The 25399-nt window shown below is 65.5% G+C and carries 22 protein-coding genes and 1 pseudogene; 8 read left to right on the plus strand and 15 right to left on the minus strand.

All coding sequences use genetic code 11. The features are described from left to right. The 3 genes from ACFWPH_RS32415 to ACFWPH_RS32425 form a co-directional block, all read right to left on the minus strand. On the minus strand, positions 1-1789 hold a 1789-nt coding region (locus tag ACFWPH_RS32415), incomplete at its 3' end, for an IS481 family transposase (protein ID WP_378756073.1). 1092 nt (positions 1790-2881) lie between these two features. Further along, positions 2882-4981 carry an FAD-binding protein gene (locus ACFWPH_RS32420; protein ID WP_378756074.1) on the minus strand — a complete coding sequence of 700 codons (2100 nt, stop codon included), beginning with the start codon at positions 4979-4981 and terminating at the stop codon, positions 2882-2884. An 826-nt stretch (positions 4982-5807) separates the two neighbouring features. Continuing rightward, positions 5808-5993: a hypothetical protein gene (locus ACFWPH_RS32425; protein ID WP_378756075.1), complete on the minus strand. Its 186-nt coding sequence runs from the start codon at positions 5991-5993 to the stop codon at positions 5808-5810. Positions 5994-6451: 458 nt separating this feature from the next. Between ACFWPH_RS32425 and ACFWPH_RS32430 the strand changes: the two genes are divergently transcribed. Further along, positions 6452-7246, plus strand: coding sequence for an IclR family transcriptional regulator (locus ACFWPH_RS32430; RefSeq protein ID WP_378756076.1), 795 nt, complete (start codon positions 6452-6454; stop codon positions 7244-7246). A gap of 8 nt (positions 7247-7254) precedes the next feature. Here ACFWPH_RS32430 and ACFWPH_RS32435 read toward each other — a convergent pair whose 3' ends face one another. Then, a complete protein-coding gene (locus ACFWPH_RS32435) occupies positions 7255-7878 on the minus strand; it encodes an IS5 family transposase (protein ID WP_378756077.1) in 624 nt (207 codons plus the stop codon). Here ACFWPH_RS32435 and ACFWPH_RS32440 point away from each other — a divergent pair. Continuing rightward, positions 7765-9009, plus strand: a complete 1245-nt coding sequence (locus tag ACFWPH_RS32440) for an NF041680 family putative transposase (RefSeq protein ID WP_378756128.1) — start codon at positions 7765-7767, stop codon at positions 9007-9009. The two genes, ACFWPH_RS32435 and ACFWPH_RS32440, sit on opposite strands and share 114 nt — an antisense overlap. Positions 9010-9074: 65 nt before the next feature. Continuing rightward, a pseudogene (locus ACFWPH_RS32445) lies at positions 9075-9226 on the plus strand (IS21 family transposase); the annotation flags it as partial. Positions 9227-9344: 118 nt separating this feature from the next. Here ACFWPH_RS32445 and ACFWPH_RS32450 read toward each other — a convergent pair. The 4 genes from ACFWPH_RS32450 to ACFWPH_RS32465 form a co-directional block, all read right to left on the minus strand. Continuing rightward, entirely contained in the window at positions 9345-10127 is a 783-nt protein-coding gene (locus tag ACFWPH_RS32450; protein WP_378756078.1) for an SDR family NAD(P)-dependent oxidoreductase, read from the minus strand. 113 nt (positions 10128-10240) lie between these two features. After that, positions 10241-11713, minus strand: coding sequence for an NAD-dependent succinate-semialdehyde dehydrogenase (locus tag ACFWPH_RS32455; RefSeq protein ID WP_378756079.1), 1473 nt, complete (start codon positions 11711-11713; stop codon positions 10241-10243). Between the two features lie 175 nt (positions 11714-11888). Further along, positions 11889-12293 (minus strand): LLM class flavin-dependent oxidoreductase, encoded by a 405-nt coding sequence (locus tag ACFWPH_RS32460; protein ID WP_378756080.1) that lies wholly within the window; start codon positions 12291-12293, stop codon positions 11889-11891. A gap of 329 nt (positions 12294-12622) precedes the next feature. Next, complete coding sequence (locus tag ACFWPH_RS32465; RefSeq protein WP_378756082.1) at positions 12623-12880, minus strand: hypothetical protein; 258 nt, start codon at positions 12878-12880, stop codon at positions 12623-12625. A gap of 352 nt (positions 12881-13232) precedes the next feature. On the opposite strand from ACFWPH_RS32465, the gene ACFWPH_RS32470 reads away from it, so the two are divergent. Both ACFWPH_RS32470 and ACFWPH_RS32475 read left to right on the plus strand, forming a co-directional pair. Continuing rightward, the gene (locus tag ACFWPH_RS32470; protein WP_378756083.1) at positions 13233-14705 is read left to right on the plus strand and encodes an MFS transporter; all 1473 of its coding nucleotides are present in this window, start codon (positions 13233-13235) and stop codon (positions 14703-14705) included. A gap of 485 nt (positions 14706-15190) precedes the next feature. Then, entirely contained in the window at positions 15191-15346 is a 156-nt protein-coding gene (locus ACFWPH_RS32475; RefSeq protein WP_378756084.1) for a hypothetical protein, read from the plus strand. 198 nt (positions 15347-15544) lie between these two features. Here the strand turns inward: ACFWPH_RS32475 and ACFWPH_RS32480 are convergent, their stop codons facing one another. After that, entirely contained in the window at positions 15545-17272 is a 1728-nt protein-coding gene (locus tag ACFWPH_RS32480; RefSeq protein ID WP_378756129.1) for a 3-ketosteroid-delta-1-dehydrogenase, read from the minus strand. A 212-nt stretch (positions 17273-17484) separates the two neighbouring features. Between ACFWPH_RS32480 and ACFWPH_RS32485 the strand changes: the two genes are divergently transcribed. Beyond that, positions 17485-18264: an IclR family transcriptional regulator gene (locus ACFWPH_RS32485; RefSeq protein WP_378756085.1), complete on the plus strand. Its 780-nt coding sequence runs from the start codon at positions 17485-17487 to the stop codon at positions 18262-18264. Between the two features lie 15 nt (positions 18265-18279). Here the strand turns inward: ACFWPH_RS32485 and ACFWPH_RS32490 are convergent, their stop codons facing one another. Further along, on the minus strand, positions 18280-18951 hold the full coding sequence (locus ACFWPH_RS32490; protein WP_378756130.1) for a PadR family transcriptional regulator: 672 nt from the start codon (positions 18949-18951) through the stop codon (positions 18280-18282). Between the two features lie 93 nt (positions 18952-19044). Between ACFWPH_RS32490 and ACFWPH_RS32495 the strand changes: the two genes are divergently transcribed. Then, positions 19045-19392 (plus strand): hypothetical protein, encoded by a 348-nt coding sequence (locus ACFWPH_RS32495; protein WP_378756086.1) that lies wholly within the window; start codon positions 19045-19047, stop codon positions 19390-19392. After that, on the plus strand, positions 19385-20062 hold the full coding sequence (locus ACFWPH_RS32500; RefSeq protein WP_378756087.1) for a Dabb family protein: 678 nt from the start codon (positions 19385-19387) through the stop codon (positions 20060-20062). The genes ACFWPH_RS32495 and ACFWPH_RS32500 overlap by 8 nt, the downstream gene beginning before the upstream one ends. 27 nt (positions 20063-20089) lie before the next feature. Here ACFWPH_RS32500 and ACFWPH_RS32505 read toward each other — a convergent pair whose 3' ends face one another. From ACFWPH_RS32505 to ACFWPH_RS32525, 5 genes are all read right to left on the minus strand, one after another. Continuing rightward, the gene (locus tag ACFWPH_RS32505; protein WP_378756088.1) at positions 20090-20881 is read right to left on the minus strand and encodes an alpha/beta fold hydrolase; all 792 of its coding nucleotides are present in this window, start codon (positions 20879-20881) and stop codon (positions 20090-20092) included. Between the two features lie 27 nt (positions 20882-20908). Then, on the minus strand, positions 20909-21169 hold the full coding sequence (locus ACFWPH_RS32510) for a hypothetical protein (protein WP_378756089.1): 261 nt from the start codon (positions 21167-21169) through the stop codon (positions 20909-20911). Positions 21170-21602: 433 nt separating this feature from the next. Next, positions 21603-23576: a flavin-containing monooxygenase gene (locus ACFWPH_RS32515; RefSeq protein WP_378756091.1), complete on the minus strand. Its 1974-nt coding sequence runs from the start codon at positions 23574-23576 to the stop codon at positions 21603-21605. Further along, the gene (locus ACFWPH_RS32520) at positions 23573-24457 is read right to left on the minus strand and encodes an SDR family NAD(P)-dependent oxidoreductase (protein ID WP_378756092.1); all 885 of its coding nucleotides are present in this window, start codon (positions 24455-24457) and stop codon (positions 23573-23575) included. The genes ACFWPH_RS32515 and ACFWPH_RS32520 overlap by 4 nt, the downstream gene beginning before the upstream one ends. After that, entirely contained in the window at positions 24457-25347 is an 891-nt protein-coding gene (locus tag ACFWPH_RS32525; protein WP_378756093.1) for an SDR family NAD(P)-dependent oxidoreductase, read from the minus strand. Before ACFWPH_RS32525 ends, ACFWPH_RS32520 begins: the two co-directional genes overlap by 1 nt. Positions 25348-25399: the final 52 nt, after the last annotated feature.

The raw sequence follows: 25399 nt of genomic DNA on the forward strand, positions 1-25399 counted from the left end.
GCGTCCAGCCATGGTCCCTATCGTCCCTTCTGGCCCTCACCAGGGCCAACGAGACTCTAATTCCGGCTGGTCGCATCCATGGGGAGCGGGTCACCTCGATCACGACGGTGACGGTCTTTCCGGCGTGCGCGATTCCGGGCCGTAGCTTCTGGCCGGCGACCTGGAATGTGCCGTCGGCTCCGATCCGGCGGATGGCTTGCCGTGGCCGTGACGGCGGGGCGGGCAGGGGTGTGGTGGAGGTGCGTGCGCCGGTGAGTTTCGCGCGGCGTTCGTGCGGGATCGGGGCGGGGAGGGTCTTGACCAGCAGTCCTGCGTGGATGACATACATGATGTTGCCGTCGAACCGCAGGGTGAGGTGTTTGCCGATCAGTTCCGAACCGAGGGCGACCGGTGCGGTGCCGAGAGAGACGACGCCGTCCTTGCTTGCTTTGCAATCGACTTCGACGACAGCTGTGGGTGCCAGTGGCCGCTCGGCACTGACACCGCCTCGCGGTTCGGGTCCGCCGATCCGGCCGCCGCGCATGATCACCGCTTGCAGGTCGGCGTCGGTGAAGCTCATCGCCCGGGTCCTGTTGAGTTGCCCGTCGAGTAGGACGTGGACGGTGTGGTGAGAGACCCAGATGGTGACGGTGCGCCCGACCAGGGTCGGGCTGAACTTCAAGCTCCGGTTCCTGGGCAACGTCACATGCCGGCTGGCGCGGATCACGGCGTCGAACTCGACCGCCTGCAGCGCGACGTTGCCCTCGGACGAACCCGGCGGCGGGAGCATCGGCAACCGTGTCACCTTTTCGGTTGCCAGTATCGTTTCGGTCGGCGCCGGATCCGGTGCTGGGGTGGCCGGCATCGTGTGAGGGCGGAAGACCTGAGCGGGAGTGGCCATTTCGAGGGACTGGTGGGGGCGGGTGTGGTTATAGGCGTGGACCCAGGCATCGATCGCGGTCTGGGCGATCGTGGCATCGGCGAACGGCCCGGAGTGGTCGAGCATTTCGCGGCGCAGCGTCTTGTGGAATCGTTCGATCTTGCCTGTCGTGGTCGGCGATCGAGGTTTGGTCAGGCGCTGGAAGATGCCGTTTTCGCGGCATACCCGCTCGAACATGATCTCGGTCGGAAGCGGCTTGGAGTATCGGCCGGTGAACTGCTTGCCGTTGTCGGTCAGGACCTCCGACGGGACCCCGAACCGGCGCATCGCGTCGATGAATGCCTGGCATACTGCCCGCCCGGACGGCTGCACCAGCACCGCGGCGATCACGATGAACCGTGAACAGTCGTCGATCCCGGTGACCAGCTTGCATTCGCGACCGTCGGCGAGGAACACCCCGCCCATGATGTCCATCTGCCACAGCTGCATCGGCGCATCACGCTGCCACCGACGATAGACGCGACGATGAACCTGCACCTGACGCTCGACCAGACCATTGCGCACCAGGATCCGGTGCACCGTCGACCGGCCCGGCGGGTCCGCGATCCCGCGTGCTGCCAGCTCGTGGGCGATCCGGCGCGCACCCCACTTCGGATACGTCTGCCGAAGCTGACAGATCGCGATTTCCACGTCGACCGGAACACGCGACGGCGAGGTATGCGGCCGCCGCGACCGATCCTTCAACCCCTCCCGGCCGCCTTCCCGGAACCGCCGCAACCAGGCATGCACCGACTGCCGCGAGGTCCCATACCGGCGGGCGACCTCGGCAACCGGCGATCCATCGAGCACCTCCGCCACGGCCCGGAACCGGTGCTCCACCATCCAGTCGCCCTCGGCAACTCCACCATGCTCATCCTGCGTCTCGACCACGGCAATCCACGATGACGCAGATCTGTCACGAATGTGGTTGAACCGTAGGAAATGTCCCGCGACCGTAAACACTCACCCGGGACACCGGCGTCAAGCAAGTCCTGGGACTTTACAGTGGGGAGGATCTCATGGCCGCTGACAGATCGGGATGATCAGCCCCATCGCCTACGAACAATCACTGTCTGCGGCTGCGACGACTGCTTGATCCCCTGTCCACCATTCGGGGTGAACCTCAGGGATCCGAGTGTCAAGCATCTCCGTCAGTTTTATATCGACAAACGGAGCTTGAGAATCGGACGCGTGCTAGTTGGATTCACGCCACCAGACCGGAATGCGGACGGATGATGCGTAGCCGTGAAGGCGGACAGGCCGGCACGTCGACCTGAAGCGCGGCCAACTCGTTGCCACCATCGCCATGCTCCACCGCAACGGCCTCCTAACACGCGAAACAAGGCGGGCGACAACCAGCCCACTCGGCTACTCGAGCGCATACGAAAGCCGGTGCCCATCGGCTGCGTTCCCTCCCTGAAAGCACGCGCCGGGTCACCGCGATGTTTGGACGCCATCCCAATGGCACCGAGAAGCAGCAGAGCAATGAGAGGAAGCGTCGGTGGACTGCCTCGCCCGAGCACGACATTCGCCCCGGGAAAAGACTACCCACCGGCAGTTCGCCCGCCAGCCGTTCGCAGGCCGCTTTCCCGCTCCAGGCTGGAGAAAGCCGACCCGGCGCATGCCATCGGTAACAAAGGTGGCCGAGTACGCCGCACCGTCCAAAGGTGGCTTCTGGAACGGTGTCATGCAGATGCTCGCCCCGTTGCTATCCAGCGCGGTCTTGTGGCACTTTCCGGACCCATTCCACGGAGCCGCTCAGGAGCAGGCCATCCGCAACCAAGCTCGGGCCCTGATACTCGACCGAAGCCGACAGAACGACGCTGCCTCTACGAAAACCGCTGTGGGACAGACGTAACAGCATTCGAGCCGGCTACCTGCACGTACCGGCTCCACCTCGGGCCCGGTTGGCTGAGTTCGCAATGCACGTCGCAACCGGGCGGTACTCCTGCCCTAATACGAGACCGGCGAGCCCCAACCCGATCAGCCCCAGCTATCTGCGCCGGAGGCGCCGGCCGCCACTGGCTCCGCCACCAGGTCACGGAACGACGCCCGGTAGAAAAACAGCGGCTCAGCCTCGCGAATCGGCCCGACCGCAGTAACCCGCGCGATCACGATGGTGTGGTCGCCACCACGCAATTCTTCCTCGAACGTGCATTCCAGCGAAACCAGCGATCCGGCAAGTCGTGGAGCGCCGTTACCACCCCGCGCCCACTCCACACCCGCGAAGTTGTCGGCCCTGCTGCGGGCGAAGACGCCGAATACCTCGTTCTGATCGGCGGCGAGCACGTTCACGCAGAAGCTGCCCACGGCCCGGACCTCCGACCAGGTGGTCGAGCTCATCGCTGGGTAAAATCCGATAAACGGCGGTTCGATAGACAGCGACGAGACCGACTGGCAGCTGAATCCTATAGGACCGTCCGCGCCGATCGCCGTCACGATGGTGACGCCAGAACAAAAGCGACCAAGTGCCGATCGGAATTCGCCGGGGGTAGTTTCGGAACGCGCAATTGTAGATACCCCAGGCATTCCGGTCGCGTCCGCCATATCCAGCGCGGCACGATGCGCGAACACCATCGAGGCGCCGATAGGGTTTCCTCCCCTCGGATAGGTGCTGCCTTTCACCGCCGCCATCGAGTTACCCGTGGCATAAAGCCCGGGAATGACCTCCCCTGTGGAATCCAGGACCCGGGCGGCGGCATCGGTCCGCAGGCCCCCTTTCGTCCCCAGGTCCGACAGGCCGAATGCCGCGGCGCAGTACGGGCCGCCGTCGATCCGTACCAACGGATCCGGATAGCCCGGTACCGAGCGGTCGTAGAGTTCGCCGCCGCGGCCGAAATCCGGGTCCGCACCCGCGTCCACGGCATGGTTGAAACGCTGCACGGTCTCTGTCAGCGCCGGGACGGGAACCCCGATGAGACCGGCCAGCTCTGCGAGAGTGTCGGCGCGATGCCACAACCCGGCCTCACGGTATGCCTCATGATCATCCAGTGGTATTCCCGTGAACAAAACCGGGGGTGCAAAATCCGGCGTCCCGCTATAGATCATCCAATAGGGCAGCTCGATGCGGCCGGAATCCACGGCCGCGAGCACATCCCGACCGACCCGGTCGTAAGGCGCGGACTCGTTGGTGAACCGGCGGCCCCCGCTGTCGACGAAAATACCACCGGTGAACCACATCGAGAAGGTGGAGCAGCCGTCAGGATGAGTCAGTCCCGGCGCCCACCACGCCTCGTTCATCAGGTCCACATCGCCCCCCACACCCATCGCGGCTTCGACGGCCGCGCCCGTATTCCCGGCCGGTGCCATGGAATCGCGCGCGAAGCCCGGCACCCCGAAGGCGGAACGCATCCGGCTGTTCCGTTCGAACCCGCCCGCCGCGACGAGCACACCATGCGTGGCCCGAATTCGTCGCAAGCCCTCGGGCGTAGAGACCGAGGCGCCCACAACTCGGCCGTCCAGCCGGATCAATTCCCGGCATGCTACGCGCCGTTTCAACTCCACCGCCGGCAGCGCCTGCAACGCCAGCAGCAGACGTCCGATCAATGCGCGGCCACCTTCCAACTCAGCAGGTACCGGGGCCGACCGGCGATCGGTGGCCAGCGGTGCCCGTATCTCCGCCGCCAATTCCCCCAACGCATCGGCACGCAGCGGGAAAGGAATGATATGACGCCAGGTGGGCCCCACCTGTGGTGCGTTACCGAAGTAGTCGGGCCAGGGCAGAATCTGAAACTGCAGCGCCGGATCCTGTTCGAGATACTCCACCAGAGGGGCCCCGCCGGTCACGAAGGCTCGCTGCAACTCCACTGATGTCCGCTCACCCACCACCGCCCGGAAATACTTCAGGGCATCCACCGGAGTGTCGGCATCACCCGCCCGCACCAGCACCGGATGTCCGGGAAACCACATTCCGCCGCCGGAGTACGCCGTGCTACCACCGAACCGGTCGGTGGCCTCGGCGACGATCACATGCAGTCCCTCGCGCCCGGCGGTGTAGGCCCCGGTGAGCCCACCATCGCCGGATCCAAATACCAGTACCTCGCATCGTTCGTCCCACTCAACCGCCGAATCCACCCAGCTCATGAGGTTAACCTTTCTCACCGCAACTGCTGAGCCCCGTCGCCGCCAGGTGGCCGCCCGCGCTGCGCGGCGGTGATCAGTGAATTGCTCCTTTACGGACCGAGTGAATAGTGACAGAACATCGAGACGCGGCGGACTCCCGAATTCCGTTCAGCGAGATGGCGACCGCAGTATCGACGGTCCTCAGCCCACTTCCGCACTTCACCAGTAGTATCGGTCATGGCGCTACCACGCAACCTGGTCAGCACGGTCGACGGGTCGGAACCGTCGCTGCGCCCACACGACGGTTCGCCCGCTGCTGGCACTGTCTGGGTCCAGCTTCGGACTTCGCGGCCAGAAAGCCGCACGCCGTGCATGCCTTCGGGACCGATCCCGCGCCTGCTGTGCACCTGGGGTACCGACCGCAGGTCAACCTCCTGGATGCGTACTGCCGTCGTATGGCTGCGACCTCAGAGCTGTAAACCGAGCCCTATCCGGTAGTGGTGTCTGCACCAAATGGGTCACGCAAAACTCCTCGACTGTGTGCTCGGCGGCGATGTCGCAGTCGAAACCGCCGACCGCGCGTGCACCGCATCGGCGGCGGCGCTCACCAAATCCGGGCAGGCACTGCCACGAGCACCCAGTTCCGTGAAAGGCTTCGCATACCGACAGGTCTATGGCACCTTTTCCTAATTGAAATAGCTATGTCAGAGCGCTGGCATAGTAGGCAAGGGAGCCACAGCATGACGATCACAAATCACGAGATGCAGACCGGTACTGCCGCGATCCCCCTTCGAATGTAACCAGGACCTCGGGGGGGCGGAGATCGTCCACCGTACCGGCCTGCCGCTCATCCGCCCATCGAATACTGGACCGACTCGTTCAATTGCGCTGACTCAGGCGAGAAGGCCGCAATTACAGTCTCGGGATCAGACTGGTGGAACTGAGCTCTCTCGCGGTACACCAAGACCGGATCGATGCAGCCGCCCGCGAATAACTTCACCACCTGCATCGGGCCACAGGCCTGATGGTCCACCTGGCAATTCTCGATAGCAACGATGTCGTGTACCCGAGAAGCGCGGCGGCCGTTTCGCGGCCTTCGTTCCGACCCGAGTGGGTCGGCGACTGCCGGCCACACATGCTGGATTGGGAAAGGCGCTGTGGCCTTCAACGGCGGCACCAGGCCTCAAGACGCCCGGATCAGGGGATTCGGCTACGTTACAGAGCGCGACGACATCGCGAGGGGCTCGGATGCGTCGCTGCACCGATCGGGCCGGTCGGTGCAGCAGCCACCGCCGTATCCCTCTGCGGGCGGTCCGGACGGCAGCCATATGGGCCGCCGTCTCACTGACCGGGAGGCTCGCTCGGCGCCGGACGGCAGTGAATGAAATGGTCGGTGGCAATGCTCGTCACGGCCCTTTGAGCGCTGCCGCCACGCAATAGTACCGTGCGTTATGTCACATAATCGTGAGGCATGCTGGAGGTCCGATAAGAATGTCAAACGCCGTCGGCGTGCCGGTCTCGGTAGTCGAGCGGATATCGCTCGTTTTGGAGACCTTCAACGGAGCAGGTCCACTCACCTTGGCCCAGATCGCCTCCCGCACTGGACTGCCGCGCTCATCCGCTCATCGTCTCCTCGAGCAGCTCACAAATACGGGCTGGCTTGCCCGCTCACCCGAACAGACCTACGAGCTCGGGATCAAGGCCTATGAGATGGGCCAGGCCGCGTTGAACCAGAACCGTCTGCTGCATGGCGCACGGCCGGTGATGCAAGCGTTTGCACACCGGACTGGCCTCACTATCCAGCTCGCCACATTCAATCGCGGCGACACCGTCTACCTGGCCAAGGCCAACGGCCGCACGTCGGGACCCACACCGACCGCTATCGGCCAGCGGGTCCCCGGCCACCTCACCGCAGCGGGCAAGGCCAAGCTCGCGTTCGCCGAACAGTCGGGCCGCCGGTCGATGTTCGGCGAGCTGCGGCGCGCCGACGATGGCACACTGGTCCGGCGCACTCCACAGAGCGTGACCACCGATGCCCAGCTCGAGGACGACCTAGCCGCGGTGCGCGACCGGGGCGCGGCATTCGATCGAGGCGAGGCGTTCGCCGGTCTCGGCTGCGTCGGCGTATCCATCGGGCCGCCGGATCACATCTACGGCAACCGGGCCGGTATCTCGGTGTGCGCGCCGGTCACCTCGCTCGACTTCAGAGCACTGGTCGGCCCAGTACGAGTGGCAGCGCGGAAGATCTGGGATCGATGCGTCGCCGCGGACCTCACGTCCCATTAGGCCGCGTTTCATAAGCCGCGGCCTGATAACCACAGGTTGATCGCAGCGACGCGGACGGTGGCCAGGTAGCGGACAGCGGGTTTGTCATAGCGGGTAGCCACTGCTCGATACTGTTTGAGGCGGCTGATCGCGCATTCCACGGCATGCCGCAGCGCATAGAGGCTCGGATCGAACACGGGCGGCCGTCCACCGCCATTACCTTTGGCCGCGCGGTGCGCGGCCTGATCCAGCCTGATCGGGATGGTCGCCTTGATACCGCGCCGCCGCAGGTAAGTGCGGTTGGCCGCCGACGAGTAGGCCTTGTCCGCCAGCACCCGATCCGGCCGCGACCAAATACCACCCACGCTCAGCCGCGGCACCCGGATCTCACCGAGCACGGTGGTGAACTGCGGGCAATCGGCCCACTGACCAGGCGCCACTACCAGCGCCAACGGACACTGCCCCTGATCGGCGGCCAAGTGCAGTTTCGTGGTGAACCCGTCCCGCGACCGTCCAAGCCCACGGTCAGCAGGCTCGTTATCGAAGCCGCCCGGCTGCGGCGTGCGCTGGTGTCGGTGCCGCTGCCGCGAGCCGCCGACGGTCGCCTGGTGCTGGTGGTGGATATCACCGCCTGGTTGCGGCCCGAGGCCCATACCTGCCCGCAGCGGATCTTGTGTCACACCTACGGGCGGGCAAAGAACACCGCGCAGATGATCCCGGGATGGCCGTATTCGGTGGTCGCCGCCCTGGAATCGGGGCGCAGTTCCTGGACCGCACCTCTGGACGCGGTGCGGCTGACGCCGGGAGACGATGCCGCGACCGTCACCGCCGGCCAGTTGCGTACCGTCATCGGCAACCTGATCGAAGCCGGGCACTGGCAGCCCGGGGACCCGAATATCTGGATCGTCGCCGACGCCGGATACGACGCACCCCGGCTGGCGTTCCTGCTGGCCGATCTGCCCGTGGCCATACTGGGACGCATGCGGTCGGACCGGGTCCTGCGCCGCCGCGCTCGCGCATGGCAGCCCGGAACCACCGGCCGTCCACCACGTCACGGCGGTGAGTTCGTTTTCGGTGATCAGACGAGTTGGGGTGCACCCGACACTGCTGCCACGACCGACACTCGTCTCTACGGCCCGGCCATAGCCCGGTCATGGAATCGCCTGCATCCCAGGCTCACCCACCGTGCGTCCTGGGTGACCCCGGCCGGGAAGCTTCCGGTGATCGAAGGCACCGTGATCCGGCTCGATGTCAACCGCCTCCCCAGCGGCGCTATACCGAAATCGGTGTGGTTGTGGCATTCGGAGGTCGACCTGGACCGCACCGAGGTCGAGGTGTTGTGGCAGGCGTTCCTGCGGCGTTTCGATATCGAGCACACCTTCCGCATGCTCAAACAGACCCTCGGCTGGGCCTGCCCGAAACTGCGAAACCCGGAAGCCGCTGATCGGTGGACCTGGCTGCTTCTGGCCGCTTACACCCAACTACGCCGGGCCCGGAACCTCACCATCGATTTGCGGCGCCCCTGGGAGAAACCCGTTGCTCCGCAACGACTTACACCCGCGCGTGTCCGTCGAGGGTTTCGGCACCTCCGCCGAAGAGCGGCATGTCCGGCCAGAGCACCGAAACCCTCCCGCCCCGGTCCAGGTCGTCCCGCCGGTCACCGCAACCAGCGGCCAGCACCCCGCTACGACGCGCACATCAAGACCCCCAGCGACAAGAAACCTTCCCAGAAAGCCGGGTCGCGCCCCCGCAGAAACTCCACAAAACACCAGCTCAGAGGTTAAAACTCAAGCTAGTTGGCAATCCAGGCTGGAGTCAATCACGCAAACCGCGCCAGATCCTCGGCCCCCAGATCCGGGGCCCGAAACAGTTACTGGTCCTGACGATGGTTGGGGGCTATTCACGCTGGTTGATGGCGATGTTGGTCCCGACCCGGCATGCAGAGGACCTGCTCCAGGCTGGTGGACTCATATTCACGGGATCGGCTCGGTACCGAAGATAACTTCGTAAGCAAAGCATGACCGGCGCACACGCGGCGAAGCGATGAGCCTGCCAGCTCGGTCGGCCGACAGGCGTCGTCGTTAGTCCGCGACCCTGGTGGATCCTCGTCTAGGCGCCGCTACGCGACCGTTCCGCCATCGACGGGTAGTGCCACGCCGGTGATGAACGACGCGTCCTCCGAGAGCAGGAACAGGGCCGCGTTCGCGACCTCCTCCGGTTGCCCCAGCCTGCGCAGCGGTATTGTCTCGGCTGCTTTGCGGCTCAACTCCTCGGCATTCGCTCCCCGCGCCCGCTCGTCATCCGGCCGGGCGACGAACACGCGCAACATCGGGGTGTCCATCACCCCGGGACACACGGCGTTGAAACGCAAGCCCTCGGGACCGTACTTCTTGGCGAGCGCTCGCATCAACCCGACCACACCGAATTTCGCCATCGAATACACCGGGCTCCACGGCGAGCCGGTCAAACCGGACGACGACGAGGTGAACAGCACGTTCCCGTCCGGAGACTTCTTCAGATGCGGGATGGCGCGCGAGGTCGTCACCATCACCGTGCGCAGGTTGAGATCTACCGTCTTGTCGAACGCCGCGAGATCGATGTCTTCCACCGCGGCAGGTCCCGGATAACCCACGTGGTTCCAGAGAAAATCGAGTTTGCCGAACTTCTGCACGGTCGTATCCACGATCTCCCGGGCGAAATCCTCGTCGCCGAGATCTCCGGCGAGCGCCAGCCCCTGGCCTCCCGCGGCCTCGACGAGCGCCAGCGTTTCCCGGGTCTCCTGTTCCTCGAGCGATACCACGGCCACGGTAGCGCCGGCACGGGCGAAGCGGATCGCGCCGGCACGGCCCATCCCACTGCCCGCCGCGGTCACAATTCCCACTTTCCCGGTCAATACGGACATATCAGTTCCTCTGCTCTCCGGAAATCCCGACAGGGTCGGCGCCGAACGCCTACCGCTGCCATTCCATTACGGCGCCCGCCATTTCCTGTGTTGCGTGCGTACGGGCGCTGTGCTCAATGCGAAACGCCCCTGCCCGGCACCACGGGGTCGTGCTCCAGAACTGCCTTCCGACGCAGGTACGCGTCCACCCCTTCCAGACCGCTCTCGAACCCATGGCCCGAGGCTTTGACCCCGCCGAACGGCATCTCGGCCCGGGACACGACCGTGGTGTTGATACCGACCATCCCGGCTTCCAGATCCCGCGCCATCCGATGGGCTTTCGCCAGCGAATCGGTAAAGACGAACGACGCCAAGCCGTACGCGGTCACATTCGCCCGGGCGATCGCAGTATCGAGATCGTGATACCGGACGATGGGCATGATCGGACCGAAGATCTCTTCAGCGAAGACGATGGCGGAGTCGTCGACCTCGGTCAGCACGGTCGGCTCGACGAAGTAACCGGCGCCGCCCGGTATCCCGCCGCCGCAGACGACCTGCGCGCCCCGGTTGAGCGCATCGGCCAACGCCTTCTGTATGTAGTCGGCGCGACGCGAGTTGGCCAGCGGCCCCATCGTGGTGCCTTCCGCCGTTCCGGAGCCGAGCCTGATATCGCGAACGAACTGTTCCACCGCGGCGACGAACCGGTCGTGCACCGCTGTGTGCACGAAAAACCGGCTGGGACTGTTGCAGACCTGCCCCGCATTACGGAACTTCGAAGTCGCGCAGCGTAACGCGACCTCGTCTACGTCGATATCGGGCTCTACGATCACCGGCGCGTTGCCGCCGAGTTCCATGGTGGTGCGGATGTCGTGTTCGGCGGCCAGCCGCGACAGTGTCCGACCCACTCCGACCGATCCGGTCAGCGAGACCTTCCGGATGACGCCGGCGGACAGCACATGCTCCGATATCTCGGCGGGGACGCCGAGTACCAGGTTGACGACCCCGGGCGGCACGCCCGCGTCTGCGAAAGCAGAAATCACCGCTACAGCACCCGCAGGGGTCTCCTCTGCCGCTTTCACGATGACGGGGCAGCCGGCGGCCAAGGCAGCCGCGACCTTCCGCGCGACGGTGAGGACCGGGAAGTTCCACGGGGTGAACGCCGCCACTGGGCCGACAGGTTCGGCGGTGACCATCAGACGGCTGTCGTCGCCGGACGGCACGATTCGCCCGTAGGTACGCCTGCCCTCCTCAGCACACCAATCAATGATTTCGGCACTGATATACACCTCGGCACGAGCCTCGTGTAGCGGTTTGCCCTGCTCGCTCGACACGGCGAACGCAATATCGTCCGCTCGCTCGCGCAGGAGTTGCGCGGCCCCTCGGATGATGTCGGACCTGCGCAGCGGCGGCGTATCCCGCCAACTCCGCGCGCAACGCGAAACGGCGACCAGTGCACGGTCGAGTTGTCCGGACCCGACATGCGGATAAGTCGCCAGCACCTCCTCCGTCGCTGGATCCAGGACCTTCTCCGAGGTATCCGCGTCCCCGTCCACCCACGTCCCGTCGATGAACTGTCCGATAGCCGGATAGGCATCCCGAGTCGGCATCAAGTTTTCCTTCGCTTTTCGATCCGTGTCGGTAAGAGAAATGTTTGTGACGGTCTCGCCTGCACGCCCTGCCGAACTATCGGCGCGGCGCCCGGTCCGCTCGCCTCGCCTGCACCGCGGAGAGCGGTGAACGCCCTGCAGGACAAGTCGTCGATCATGTGGCGTCCGGAGTCACTCACACCTCCGGCATGACTTCCTCGGCGAACCAGCACAGATAGTCCAGGTATTCGTGCTCCGAACCCACGCTGCGCGGCGGTTCCGCGACCGTGCGGGTGTTCCGATCGTCTGATAGCGGTCGCGCTAGGCCTCGATCAACTGGTCCCGGTACCCGTTCAGTTCGGACGCGGTAGCGCCGTCGAAACCTTTGGACAAGGTACTTACCGTGGTACTCGGGAGGCGCGGCGGTCCAGAGCGTATTCAGAGCTTCGAGGATCTCGTCGGCGATCGCGCCGCGCTCGTGGAACGGCACTCCCATCGCCGCGAACTCTTGTTCGGCGTGACCGACGCCGATCGACACGTTGCCCCGGCCGCCGGACAGCACATCGATCGTCGCCAGCGACTTCGCCAGCCGCAACTCCACGTCGAGGGTATGTGACCAACAAGAGTGGAACCCCGGGATGTGATTGACTCCCGGCAATATGACATCGAACTTAATCGCGCACAGGTCCTTTCGGGTCGGATTACCGACTGGCATGGAGGAGATAGGTCAGTCCGGGGGCATGCTTCGCCGGCCCACCAATCGGTGGGTAGCCATACCGAGGGCACTTCCAGTACACGACAGATCTCCGGCTACAGCCCCGGTCCGTTCCGCTGACCGGGAAAGGCGCCGGCCAGTGCTCCGGCCCCCGGTCCTCTCGGCCGGCCCGAACGTCCTCCCGGACAGTTACGACAGCCGCGTACAAGGTTGCCTCAGCTTCCCAGATACAGCCGTTCGCAAGGTATCCGCGGCACGCCCGAAGTCGGAGCCGAGAAGAACTCGATTGCCCCACACCATCGCTGTCGCTTCCAGTCGGCGACCAGATTGCCGACTGCTGCTGCCGCGATGGCGTATTCAAAAGCGCGCCCAGACAGCCAGATTCGCACGCGTACGTCCGCGCCGTCCTCAGTGGTCGCCACACCACGGACGTACCGGAAATCAGCGCTGTTCTCTTCGTTGGACCTGTTCACGACCATCCATCCTTCTGCACTCACCGCGTGCCATGGCGGGGCATCGAATGCCTCTCGCTATTCCGGTCCGAAGCCCCGTCGGGCTCTGAGCAACGCCGACCACGTCGTCATCGTCGCCCACCCCTCACGCGGACCCTGCTTGCTGCTCATACGCCGGCGCGACGGCAATGAGCCAGCTCACAAGATGACACATGCGCGGCGGCGCCCCCGGCCACCTCCCATTCAGCGGCACAGCAATGGCAGAGTTCCATTGAGCGGTGAGGGCCCTTGCGGCGGCCTCCACCTGGGCCGATTCTGGAACGATGCCACCGACCCGCCGCTTCGACCACCCGCAGTGGTGGGGCGCCCACCAATGGTGACTACTCGCGACACCGAAGCATCGCCCGAGCGCCTTGCCGGTCCTCCGCACACTCCCACGCCCCGGTCCGGGACCGGGATCGTTGTGGTCCTCGCCGCCTGCGGATACCTGATGGCGCTCCAGCAGACCATGGTCCTGCCTCTGCTTCCCGCCCTGCCGACCCTCGTCAACACCTCCGTGAGCAACGCCTCCTGGCTGGTGACCGCCACGCTGGTTACGGGAGCGGTCGTCACACCGCTGATCGGGCGACTCGCCGATATGTTCGGCAAGAAACTCCTGATCCTGCTCACGCTGGTGCTCGTGGTGGCCGCCTCAGTGCTCGGTGCGCTCAGTGATGCGTTGCTCCCACTGGTAATCGCACGCGCTGTCCAAGGATGCGGACTGGCGCTGATCCCCGTCGCGATGGCCACAATGCGCGATGTTCTACCACCGCACCGGGTGCCCGGCGGAGTGGCTACCATGAGCGCCTCTATGGCTATCGGCGCCGCCGCGGGGTTGCCGCTGTCCGGCCTGATCGTCACATTCCTGGACTGGCATTGGGTCTTCTGGGCTGTGGCTCTGGCCGGGTCGCTGCTGCTGCTGGTTGTCGCGAAGGTGGTTCCGCCATCGCCGCCGCGTCCACGAGAGAGGTTCGATGTACTCGGTGCTGTTGTGCTCGCCGGCGCGCTGACCACACTGCTCATACCACTGTCCAAGGGCGGCCAGTGGGGCTGGACCAGCTCCGAGACGCTGCTCCTGGCCGGCACGAGCCTGCTCCTTTTCGCGGGGTGGGTGCCGCTGCAACTCAGATCCGAGACACCTCTGGTGAATCTGCGCGTGGCAACACGGCCACCGCTGCTCCTGGTGAACCTGTGTGCCTTGCTCGTCGGCTTCGCGCTGTTCACCAATATCCTGCTCACCACACAGTTGTTGCAGCTACCCGCCGCGACAGGGTTCGGCGCGGGTATGAGCGTCCTGGAGGCGGGTCTTTGGCTCATGCCCATCGCTATGGTCGGCATAGCCATGGCACCGGTCACGGCGCGCACGATCGCACGCTGGGGCCCACAACCGGTTCTGCTGGTGGCGACGGTCGAACTGTCTCTGGCCTTCGCGTTCCGGGTGCCCTTCAGCCGGGAACCGTGGCAGATGCTTGTGGGCGCGGTTATCGTTGGTATCGGCCTGTCACTCACCATCGCCGCCGTTCCTACTCTGATCATGACGGTGGTCCCGATGACGCAATCGGCGTCGGCCACCAGTATCAGCGCCCTGCTCCAGTCGGTGGGTACCTCGACGGCCAGCGCCACCATGGCCGCCGCGGCAGGCACCTGGACCATCACGATCGGCAACGAGCACTATCCCGGAGAGACGGCCTTCACCACCATGTTCTGGATCGCGGCCGGCACCACCGCGGCCGCCGCGGCACTCGCCGGCCTGCTCATCGCAGGCCGGCGGGGCCGGCAACCGGTCACAAGTCCTGCCAGGGAATGACCGTCCGCAGTGGACCGACGAATAGCGTTTCCCGACGGCCGCGCGACGGCCGAGGTCCCGTTCCAGCTCCACCACCGCAGGAGTCACCTCGGAAGGGTCGCCATCGAGCTACAACATTCGGATCCAGAGCGAATTCGCGAGTACCGGCACCGAGAGGCAGGCTGAGATGCAAACCGCGGTTCGGCCGGAATGGAGTGTGCCGACCGGCCCCCCGATAGGCAGTGCCGGATGGCTTTGACCGGTGTGAAGCACCCGAGGAACAGTCACCTGCCCGCGGGCAGGTGCGGACCCCAGCCCCACTGGAAGGAGTCCACGCCCAGTTTCGTCCACGCCGCTGCTCTTCTTTGGTGGGCGGACCCGATACAAGCCCATGTAGTCGATCTCGGCTAGCTCCCCCAATCGATAACTGGTCCAGCGTGGCGTACTCCGCTGGCCTGGCCCACCGGTCTCCCAGGCGACACGCAGCAGCAACAAATTCTCGGGCGATGGTGGAGCTGATGCCATTCGTTGTATTCGCGATGGACACGGGCCCGCAGGTAGCGAAGGTGGCGTTTTCGCGAGTCATTGGTGAACAACCGCCGCAACTGCGCGCTGCCGCGCCGATCTCGATCATGACGCGGGGAGTGCAATACGACCGGTAGCCTTTCCACTGGCTGGGCGCCGTGCGCAAAGTGCCGACTGGCTGGCGCAACCGGATCGTGCCGATGCGGGGTAGTGAACGGCAGGACGAGCTGGGGCTGGTGCGCGGCCATCAGATAGATCTTGTGCGTAACGAGGCGGCTTCCCTACAGGCGATCCACCGGCTTGACGCGCGGACCACTGCCGATGCGCCGACCGAGCTACTTGGCGGATGTAGGTACCCCGGACTCCGCAATACCATGGGCCGCGGCGTGCCGGGCGGCGATGTAGCCGTAGACCAGGCCCTGTCCGATGGTGGCGCCGGCGCCGGGGTAGGACGCCCCGAAGGCGTTGCCCGCTGTATTGCCGATCGCGTACAGGCCCTCGATGAGACTTCCGTCCTCGCGCAGCACCCGTGCGTGCTCGTCGGCGACGACACCGCCGCAGGTACCGAGGTCGCTGAGAATCATCTTCACCGCGTAGAAGGGCGCGGTGCCCAGCGCGGACAGGTTCGGGTTCGGCGTCACCGTGGGATCGCCATAGTAGCGGTCGTAAGCGCTTGCACCGCGGTCGAATTCGGGATCCGTCCCGGCTTCGGCATAGTCGTTGTGCTGAGCGAAAGTGCCGGTGAACGTATCCACCGGCACACCGATAGCCTCAGCCAGTGCGGCCGGGTCGTCGGCGCGGTGTGCGATACCCGCCTTGTACCAGGCCTCCGGTAGCGACTGCCGGGGGAAGAGTCCGCCGGCCATGATGTAGCTGTTGCGGTAGCGCTGGTCGAAGATCAGCCACATCTCGGTGACCGGGTCGCCGGCCTGCTCGCGAGCCAGCACTTGCTGGCCGAAGGTCATGTAGTCGGTGGCTTCGTTGATGAACCGCCGGCCCGTCTGGTCGACGATGAACGACCCCGGCAGCGAGCGTTCCGCGAGCATCACCGCGGGTGCACCATCGGGCAGGGATGCGAAGGCGGGGAACCACCAGGCCTGGTCCATGGAGACGGTGCCGGCCCCGAGTTCCCGCGCCGCTTCGATGGCATCGCCGGTATTTCCCTCGGAGCCGAGACTGGCGTGCGGGGTCAGCGCCGGAGACTGGTACTTGTGCCGGGCGGCGGTATCGTGGTCGAAACCGCCGGCCGCCAGTACGACACCGCGGCGGGCCCGCACGGTGACCTCACGCTCGCCCTGCCGCAGCACGGCACCCGAGACTCGGCCGCCGCCGTCGTGTACCAGTCGCATCAGGCTCGTCTCGGTCCACACCGGTATCCCTGCGCGCAGGACACCTGCGAACAAGCCGGCGGCGAGCGCCTGCCCACCGGCCAGGTATTCCCGGCCAATCAACATGCCGCCGATACCGAGTGCGGCCCGCCGCACGATGCGCGGCAAGGCCTTCAGCGGCTTGCGCGCGATGAGGTTCATCCACTTGTAGTCCGCGCCGGTCACCGGCATCGGAACCGGCGCCTCCATCACACCTGGCCGCAGCCTGGGCCGCTGTTCGCCCAGAATCGAAGCGTTGAACGGACGGCATTCACAGGTACGCCCTTCGGCCCGGCCGCCCGGCTTCTCGGGATGGTAATCGGAATAGCCCTCGGCCCAGAAGAATTGCATGGGTGTCGCCCGCTCCAGCATCGCGACGGTTTCGGCGCCCGCGTCCAGGAAGGCGGTGCCGCGTTCGGCCGGGGCCGCATCTCCGACGACGGCCTGCAGGTAGGTCCCGGCTTCGGTCACTCCCTTTTCGCGCGGTTCCGGCAGGATCGAACTGCCCGGTATCCAGAAGGCGCCGCCGGAACGCGCGGTCGAACCGCCGACGTAGGCCGTCTTCTCGGCGATCACCACCGACAGTCCCAGTTCGTGTGCGGCGAGGGCAGCCGACATTCCGGTGCCCGAACCGATGACGAGCAGATCGACGATCGTGTCGTGGGCGGGTACGAGCGGGGGCATTTTCTTCACCATCTGGTCCTGGCTCCACATTCCGATCGGGACGACAAGTGGAGGTAAAGGTAAGCCGCCCGAGCCGGTGTCCCCGCCCATGTGTCCATTGGGCGGGAGCCCCGTCTGACCTCCCAATTTCGTGATCTGCTTCACATACCGCCGGGTCTATGGCACTATTTCTAATAGAAATAGCCATGTCAGAGCGATGGCGCAGGTAGGCAAGGGAGCCAAGCATGACGATCACCACCCAGGAGACGCAGACCGGTACGGCCGCAACCCCCAGCGCCATTCTCGACCGCATCTCGCTCGTACTGGACGCCTTCGACGGCCGCGAAAGCCTCGCATTGGCGGAGGTCGTCCTCCGCACCGGACTGCCCCGCTCCTCCGCCCACCGGATGCTGGACCGGCTCGTCCAGTTGCGCTGGCTGCGGCGGGAAGGCCGCAGTTACAGTCTCGGAATCCGGTTGGTCGAGCTGGGCTCGCTGGCGGTGCACCAGGATCGGGTCCACGCCGCCTCCGGCGAACACCTGCACCACCTCTACCGGGCCACCGGCCTGGTCGTGCACCTGGCGGTCCTCGACGGCGACGATGTCGTGTATCTCGACAAAATCGGTGGCCGGCTCGCCGCACATGTGCCGACCCGGGTGGGCGGCCGGCGACCCGCCTCGAGTACAGCCCTCGGCAAGGCGCTGCTGGCCTTCAACGGCGGCCGCGGGCCGGAAGCCACCCGTATCCGTGAGCTGGGCTACGCCACCGAACGCAACAGCGCCGTGCCCGGCTTCGGGTGCATCGCCGCGCCGATCGGCTCGGTCGGCGATGCGACGACCGCAGTGTCGATCTGCGGGCCACTGACCAAGATGAACTTCGACAGCAGGATGATAAGCCCCATCCAACTCGCTGCCAACGCAATCTGGCGCAACGTCTCCGGCGGGGTGCGGATCACACCGACGCTGCAGCGCCGCAACATATTGCGAGCGCTACCCAGCGCACCGAGTGTACTCGCGGAGGGATGAACAGCAGCACGGTCGTCACGAGTCGTTGGAAAGATCTTCGCCGATCGTGCGCCATCTGCCCGGCTGCCGCGGCACTGGCAGGTCGTTTTCGTCCCGAACTGCCAGTGTTCGATACCGCGCGGCTGAATCATCGATCTCGGCCAGCAACTGTTCGGCCAGTTCGATCTCCGCCGCGAAATACCGTTGCGACCACCGCAGACTCATCTGAGTGAATGCCCAGCCGGGTTCCGGGTCGGAGTGGTCGGCATGCAGCTTTGCCTGCTGGGCCTGTTTGCGCAAGTTCTCGATATGTCTGCGGACGATTGCTTTCAAATGATCGGGGTCATGTAGATGTCCCATCCAGAGACGAAGCATCACACCGTGTTTGAGCACCGGCATATCGACCTCGGCATCACGCGACCAGTTCCGCAACGCGCGAAGGCCGGCATCGGTGATCCCGTAGAGCCGCCGGCCGCGCACACCCTCGTCGGCGACCGCCCGGGATCGTACCAACGCGAGATCCTCGAGCTTCTCCAGCGCGCCGTAGACCTGACTCACCGACGGACTCCAATAGAAGAACCCGATACTCCAATCCGCCCATTTCTTCAGGTCGTTGCCGGTCAGTTCCTCACCGAAGGACAACATGCCCAAAACAGCCCAGCTCGTCGCAGGCAGGTAGGGGTAGGAATCGGGGTCGGCAGCGGCCATGATCGTCCAGCCTACAAGGCATCCCACGATCAGCGCTCCCGGCCACCGGGAGATACCGGCACCGGCCCAGACGGTAGCGCTTACGTTCATTTCATGGACGACCGCACCATCTACATCATCGATCGGATCGTGCTCAGCCCCGGCAGTGCCCGCGCATTCATCGACGCGTATCTCAGCGGCTACGCGCCGCAGGCGCGCGAGCGGGGCCTGACGCTCGATCGGATTCTGGTGAGCCCGCCGGCCTGGATCGACGGTGAGACCAACACCGTCACCGCCACCTGGACGGTGCCGGGCCCCAGAGCCTGGTGGGCGGCGGCGGTCAGCGCCCGCCACGACCCCGAACCGGCCCGGTGGTGGGAATCGATGGCGCCGATGATCGTCGAACGAACACGTTCCATGGCGAGCTGCGCCGAGGATGTGGAAGGACTGTGCGATGTATAAGGTGACGTGTCTGCTGCACCTGGCCGATCCCGCCGACGCCATGACCACGGAGATGACCGTCAAACGCCTCACCGCGGCCGCGGAAGCGGTGGGTGTGCGGCGCCCGCTGGTCGCCCGGACCCTGCCGGGAGCACGCAACGGTGGAGACCTTCTCGCGCATTTCCGATTCGCCTCGAAGTCCCAGTGGCTATCCGGTCGCGAAGCGGTCCACGAGGCCATGTCCTGCCCGGCCATCGACCATATCGACTCCGCCGAGTACCACGGGGGCCACGCCGGCAGCGGCTGCGCCGACTACCACGGCGACGCGAACCCGTCGACGGTCTACCGGACCCTGCTCTTGCGTGTGGACGATGCGGCAGCCCAGGCGGAGATCGAACGGTTCGAACTCGCGACCCTACAGATGCCGCGACACATACCCACGATCCAGGCATGGCAGCTCAGCCGCGTCGACCGCGCCGGGGGCACCTCGCAATGGACGCATGTCTGGGAGCAGGAATACGCCGATGTCGACGGCCTGCTCGGACCCTATATGAAGCACCCCGTGCACTGGGCCCTGGTGGATCAGTGGTTCGATCCGGAAAGCCCGGAGCAGATCGTCAAAGACCGTGTCTGCCATAGCTTCTGCACTATTCCGGCATCGGTCATCGACCCGGCGCCGGTGATCGGTTAGGCGCCGGACACAGCAGGTAAGCCGCCATCAGCGGCTGAGGAAGGCTAGGACGGTAGCTTCCCAGGCTTCCTTCTGCTCGATCATCACCCAGTGGCCGCAGTTGGGGAAGATGTGCACCTCTCCGTTACGGAGAGTGCGCATCGGCAGCAACGCCATATCGACCGGGCTGACCCGGTCGTCACGGCCCCAGGTGACGAGGGTCGGTACGGCGAGCCCGCCCAGTTTGGCCCAGTTCGGCGTGGTGTCCACACTGCGCGCGGCGGCGGCCATCCGCGCCAGCGCCGCGCTGCTGTACATCCGGCGCGAGTTCTCCAGCGTCGCCGGATCGGTGGCCTGCTCCCAGCGCTCCTCGATCAGATCGTCGGTCACCAGCGCCTGGTCGAACACCATCGAGCGCAGCCACGCCACGAGCGCCTCCCGGGTGGGATTGTCGACGAACTCGCTGAGCAGGATGATCCCCTCGCCCGGCTGTGGGCTGAGCACCGGCGTGCCGATACCGCCGATGGTGACCAGGCGTTCGACCTGCTCGGGTGCGGCGAGCGCGAAATCGGTGGCCACGAAGCCACCCATCGAGTTGCCGATGATGCGGACCCGGTCGAGTCCGAGTCCGTCCAGGAAAGCGGTGACCGCCTGCTGGGCGGACATCATGGGGTGGCCGGCACCGAAGTCGTCGCTGACACCGAATCCGGGCAGCTCCAGGACCAGCGTCCGGTAGTGCTCGGCGAATGTCGCGAAGTTACCGCCGAAGTTGCGCCATCCGGTGACGCCGGGACCGGACCCGTGCAACAGGAGCAGGGGCGGCCCGTCCCCGAGTCGCATCGCCGCCGAAGCATAGGACTGTGCGGCTCAGTGCAGTCTGGGAATCGCCTCGCCGCGCGGCAGTTCGATCCGCGATTCGGGCAGTTCGTTCTCGCGCACGGCGCGATCGATACTGCGATGCAGTGCCTCGCATTCCCGTTTCCGGTCGCCGATACCCAGACGGCGTGCCGCGATCACCGGGCATTCGCGGGGATCGGACGTCCATTGCACGGCGGTGTGGACAGGACTGAACTTTTCCACCAGAACTCGGTTACCGCACCTCTCGCAGGCGAGCGGTCGCATGGTCATCGCTTCAGCCCCTGTGTGCTGGGTTCGCCTGTCATTCGGCCACTCCTAATGCTCAGCTTGGGTACAGTGCGACCGTATCGGCTCCTCCGCCGGCAAGACTGGCGCTTCCCGATGACCGGAACGACCGATCGGGTTCACACCGGAGCAGCCGCATCGAGCGTGAACGTGCCTTTCTCTCGCAATCACTGCGCCCGGGCTGCCATGGCGGCCCGGACATCAGCGCCAGGCTCGCAAACTAGACAAGCCGCGGCAGCCGACACGTCCACAACCGCGTGGCGGCAAGAGTCGAGACCACCGATTACCCGTTCGGCGGCAGCCCTTTGCTGAGATCGTCGCCGAACGGCACCCTGGGAGAATAGATTCGAAGGTCGCGGGTTTGATAGTTCGCTAGTGGACGGCCTCCGGAGCGAGAACGTCCTGATCTTCCCTGAGATCAGTCAGCAGCGTAATCGTTGAACATGAATGTCAGGTCCTCCGGTTCCGGTTCCCGCAACATGGTCCAGTAGTCGACCAGGCGCCACGGACAGGGCACGACGGCCCGGCCCGAACTGTTGCGGTAGTACCCGTTGGTCTCCGCGCCGGGATGTACCCAGACGGTTTCGTCGAGTGCTTCGTCGACCCGGCGGTTGTACTCGTCCTGCGCCGACTGTACGACGTCCATGGCGGCGTGGTCGTTCTCGAGCAGGTACTGCAGGCATTCGATGAGATAGTGGACCTGTTCCTCACTGGTGATGTTGTGGCCCGCGCCGTGGTTCGGGGCCGAGTTAGGTCCGGCGGTGATGAACAGGTTCGGGAAGCCCGACACCTGCACGCCCCGGTACGCCCGGGGGTCCTCGCCACCCTTCCAGAGCTCTGCCAGGGTGCGGCCGTCCCGGCCGGTGATATCGATGGCGGTGGTGAACTGGAGCCGGAAGCCGGTGGCGAGCACGATCACGTCGGCGGGGATGAATGTCCCGTCCGTGGTGACGACACCGTCCGGGGTGATCTCCCGGAAGGAGGCCCGGTGCAGGTTCGCATGCTCCTGGTTCAGTGCTGCGAAGAATCCGGGGTCTTTCACGATCCGTTTGGAGTACGGCCGGAAGTCGGGGGTGAGTTTCTCGATCATGTCGGGGCGGTCCGGGAAGCTTTTCTGCAGGTACTCCAGCGCCGTGTTCAGCACCATATCGTTGGCCGGTGAGGCCGACAGGTGCGTGGCCGCCCATTCCTTGTCGATGCGGGGCAGCACGTAGAGGTTGTCCGAGGCGAACCAGTACGTGCGGAGCCGGAACCACCGGTCGTAGAAGGGCAGGTTGGCCATCGCCCATTTCTCCCCCGGGGGCACATCGCCGCCGACGGTTTTCTCCGGGACCAGCCAGTGCGGGCTGCGGACGACGACGTCCAGGGATTCGACCTCGTCGACGATATTCGCCACTACCTGCACCGAGGTGCACCCCGTCCCCAGCACTACGACCCGTTTACCGCGCAGGTCGAGATCGGTATCCCATTCGGCAGTGTGGGTGATCGTGCCGGCGAAGGTATCCATTCCCGGCACATCGGGGATATTCGGGGCGTTGAGCATGCCCAGCGCGGTGACGACCGCGCGCGCCCGGTGCCGGCGCACGGTGCCGGCACTGTCCTCGGTCACCACTTCCCACCGGTTCTCCTCGGTCAGCCAGGTGGCCGACCGAACCCGGGTGCCGAACCGGATGTGCTCGCGTAACCGGTACTTCTCGACGACATCGAGCAGGTAGTCCTGGTATTCGATACCTGTCGGGTAGTACTTCGACCAGTTCGGATTCAGTTCGAACGAGTAGGAGTAGTAGTGGCTGGGGGTGTCCACCGCCGCCCCGGGATAGGTGTTGCGATGCCAGGTGCCGCCGATATCGTCGCGTTCCTCGAAGATGGTGAACGGGAAACCGGCCTCGCCCAGCTTGATCCCCGCGTTGATCCCGACCATTCCCGCGCCGATCACGATGACCTCGAAATCGGCGGGCGGGGCGGTGGTCACCGGTACATGGCGCCGGTCCTTCGAGAAGCCCGACTGCTCCAGCAGCAGCGGAAGGAACTCGGCGTCCACTCGTTCCGAGGTGCACACCTTGGCCATCCGGCCGAACAGTTCCTCGTCGGGCACTCCCAGTTTCGGTTCGAGCCCGGGAGTGAGGAGTTCGCGGGCGCGCGCACGGATATCGGCCACCACGTCTTCGGGATAGGTCCCGGGTGGACTGGTCGGGCGGGCACCGGTGCGGTAGTGGTTGCCAGGTTCGGTGATCGTCAGCCGCGCACCGAATTCCTCGAGCAGGCCTATATCACCGGTCGCGTGCACCATCGACATCAGCAACGGAGCCGGGTCTGCTACCGATATTGCGTTGTGTAGGAGGGTTTCCGGATCGGTCGTCGCATCGGGACCGGCGTCGATGGTGTCTGTCATGAACTGCCTTCCGGGAGCGGCACGCCCATCCGGGCGAGCATATCGCGTGGGTTCGAGGGCGGGTTCTGGTCGATGAGTTGCCGGCCGCGCCGAGTCACCGCGGCGGTGCACATCTCGTCGTCGGAGAAGACCCAGAAATCGCCGCGGGCGATCTGTTCGAGCATATGGGCGGCCGCGTCGAGCGGATCCAGCCCTTTCTCGACGTTGTCGCGCTGCATGGCCGCGAAGACGGCGTTCGCGGTGGGGTTCGTGGTGGGTGCCTCGCGCTGGGCGGCGAGGAAGATCTCGCTGCGGATGGAATGCGGTACGACGGCACTGACCTGGATCGGTGCGCCCACAACGGACAGATCCTGGTACAGGCATTCGGTGATGGCCTGAACCGCGAATTTACTGACGATATAGGGCGATTGCACGGCAACGGTATTGATCCCGCCGACCGAGGAGAGATTGGCGATACATGCCGCTGTCCCAGCGTCGATCATCCGCGGCACGAACGATTTCACGCAGTGGAACACACCGTCGACGTTGATCTGCATCACCCGCTGCCACCGCTGCGGATCGATCTCCCAGAGGAGGCCCGCCGATTCGACGCCCGCATTGTTGATCAGTAGTTCCACACTGCCGTAACGCTCGAAGACGGTAGCTGCCAGCGCCTCGACCTGAGCGGCGTCGGCGACGTCGACGCCGAATCCCTCGGCACGGCCTCCGGCCTCGACGATCCCGGCCGCGACCTCGGCGGCGCGCGCGCTGTCGATATCGGCGACGACGACGAACATCCCGAACTCGCCGAGCCGCTGGGCGAGCCCCTTACCGATCCCCGCAGCGGCCCCGGTGACCACAGCGGTTCCTCGCGCGAACCGTTGCCTCGCCGTTGTCGTCATCAGATCCCCTCCGGCCGGATATTCGGGTTCGCCCATGCCGGCGGCTCACGCCGCGGCAGTTCGGTGCGCCCGTCGAGAGACATGACGGGTGTGTTCGTCACGTACGGATAGTGCAGGCTGAAGGCCACCAGACCGGTGCGCTCGGCGGCCGGCGCCGTCGACATCTCCAGTACCGTCTGCGCGAGATACTCGACCGGTTCGGTCTCGTAGCCGCCCGGCAGCAGCGCCGCCGCGCCTGGAGTCATGATGGCCGTCGACGGTCCCACCGCGTTGACGGCGATACCGTCGTCGAGCAATTCGGCGGCCAGTCCCTGGGTGAACCGGTGCAGCCCGGCTTTGGCGGAGGCGTAGACGACATCGCCGGAGGTCTTGTTGTACTCGCGGAAGGGCCTGATGGGGTCGAGCCCGGTCGAGGACCCGATATTGACGATCCAGCCGCTACCGCGTTCACGCATGTATGGGATCGCGGCGCGACTGAGAACGAACGGAACTTTGAGATAGTGCTCGATCGTGCGATCGAAGGTGGTGTCGTTCATCTCGGCGATCGAGCTGTAGTCGGCGAAACCCGCATTGTTGACCAAGATGTCGAGACCGCCGACGGCTTCGACGGCTCTGTCGACCAACCCGGCACGCTGCTCGGCATCCTCGAGGTCGGCGGGAACCGCGATCGCCTTCCCCCCGGCGTTCTCGATGGCCGCCACGGTGTCGTCCAGCGAACCGGACAACAAATGGGTCGCTCCGTCGCGGATGGACGGAGTCGGGGCCGCCGCCGAGCGGGCCGTGACAACGACGGTCGCGCCTTCGGCCGCCAGCCGTCGGGCGATCGCGCGACCTATTCCGCGGCTGCTTCCCGTCACCAGAGCAGTCCGGCTTGCCAATCGCTGTGTCATATTCCTCTCCGTGCCAGCTGGGTTCGGTTCCACTGCGGTGCGCGCCGCCCGG

The organism is Nocardia sp. NPDC058499 (assembly GCF_042719915.1).
Taxonomy (GTDB): Bacteria; Actinomycetota; Actinomycetes; order Mycobacteriales; family Mycobacteriaceae; genus Nocardia.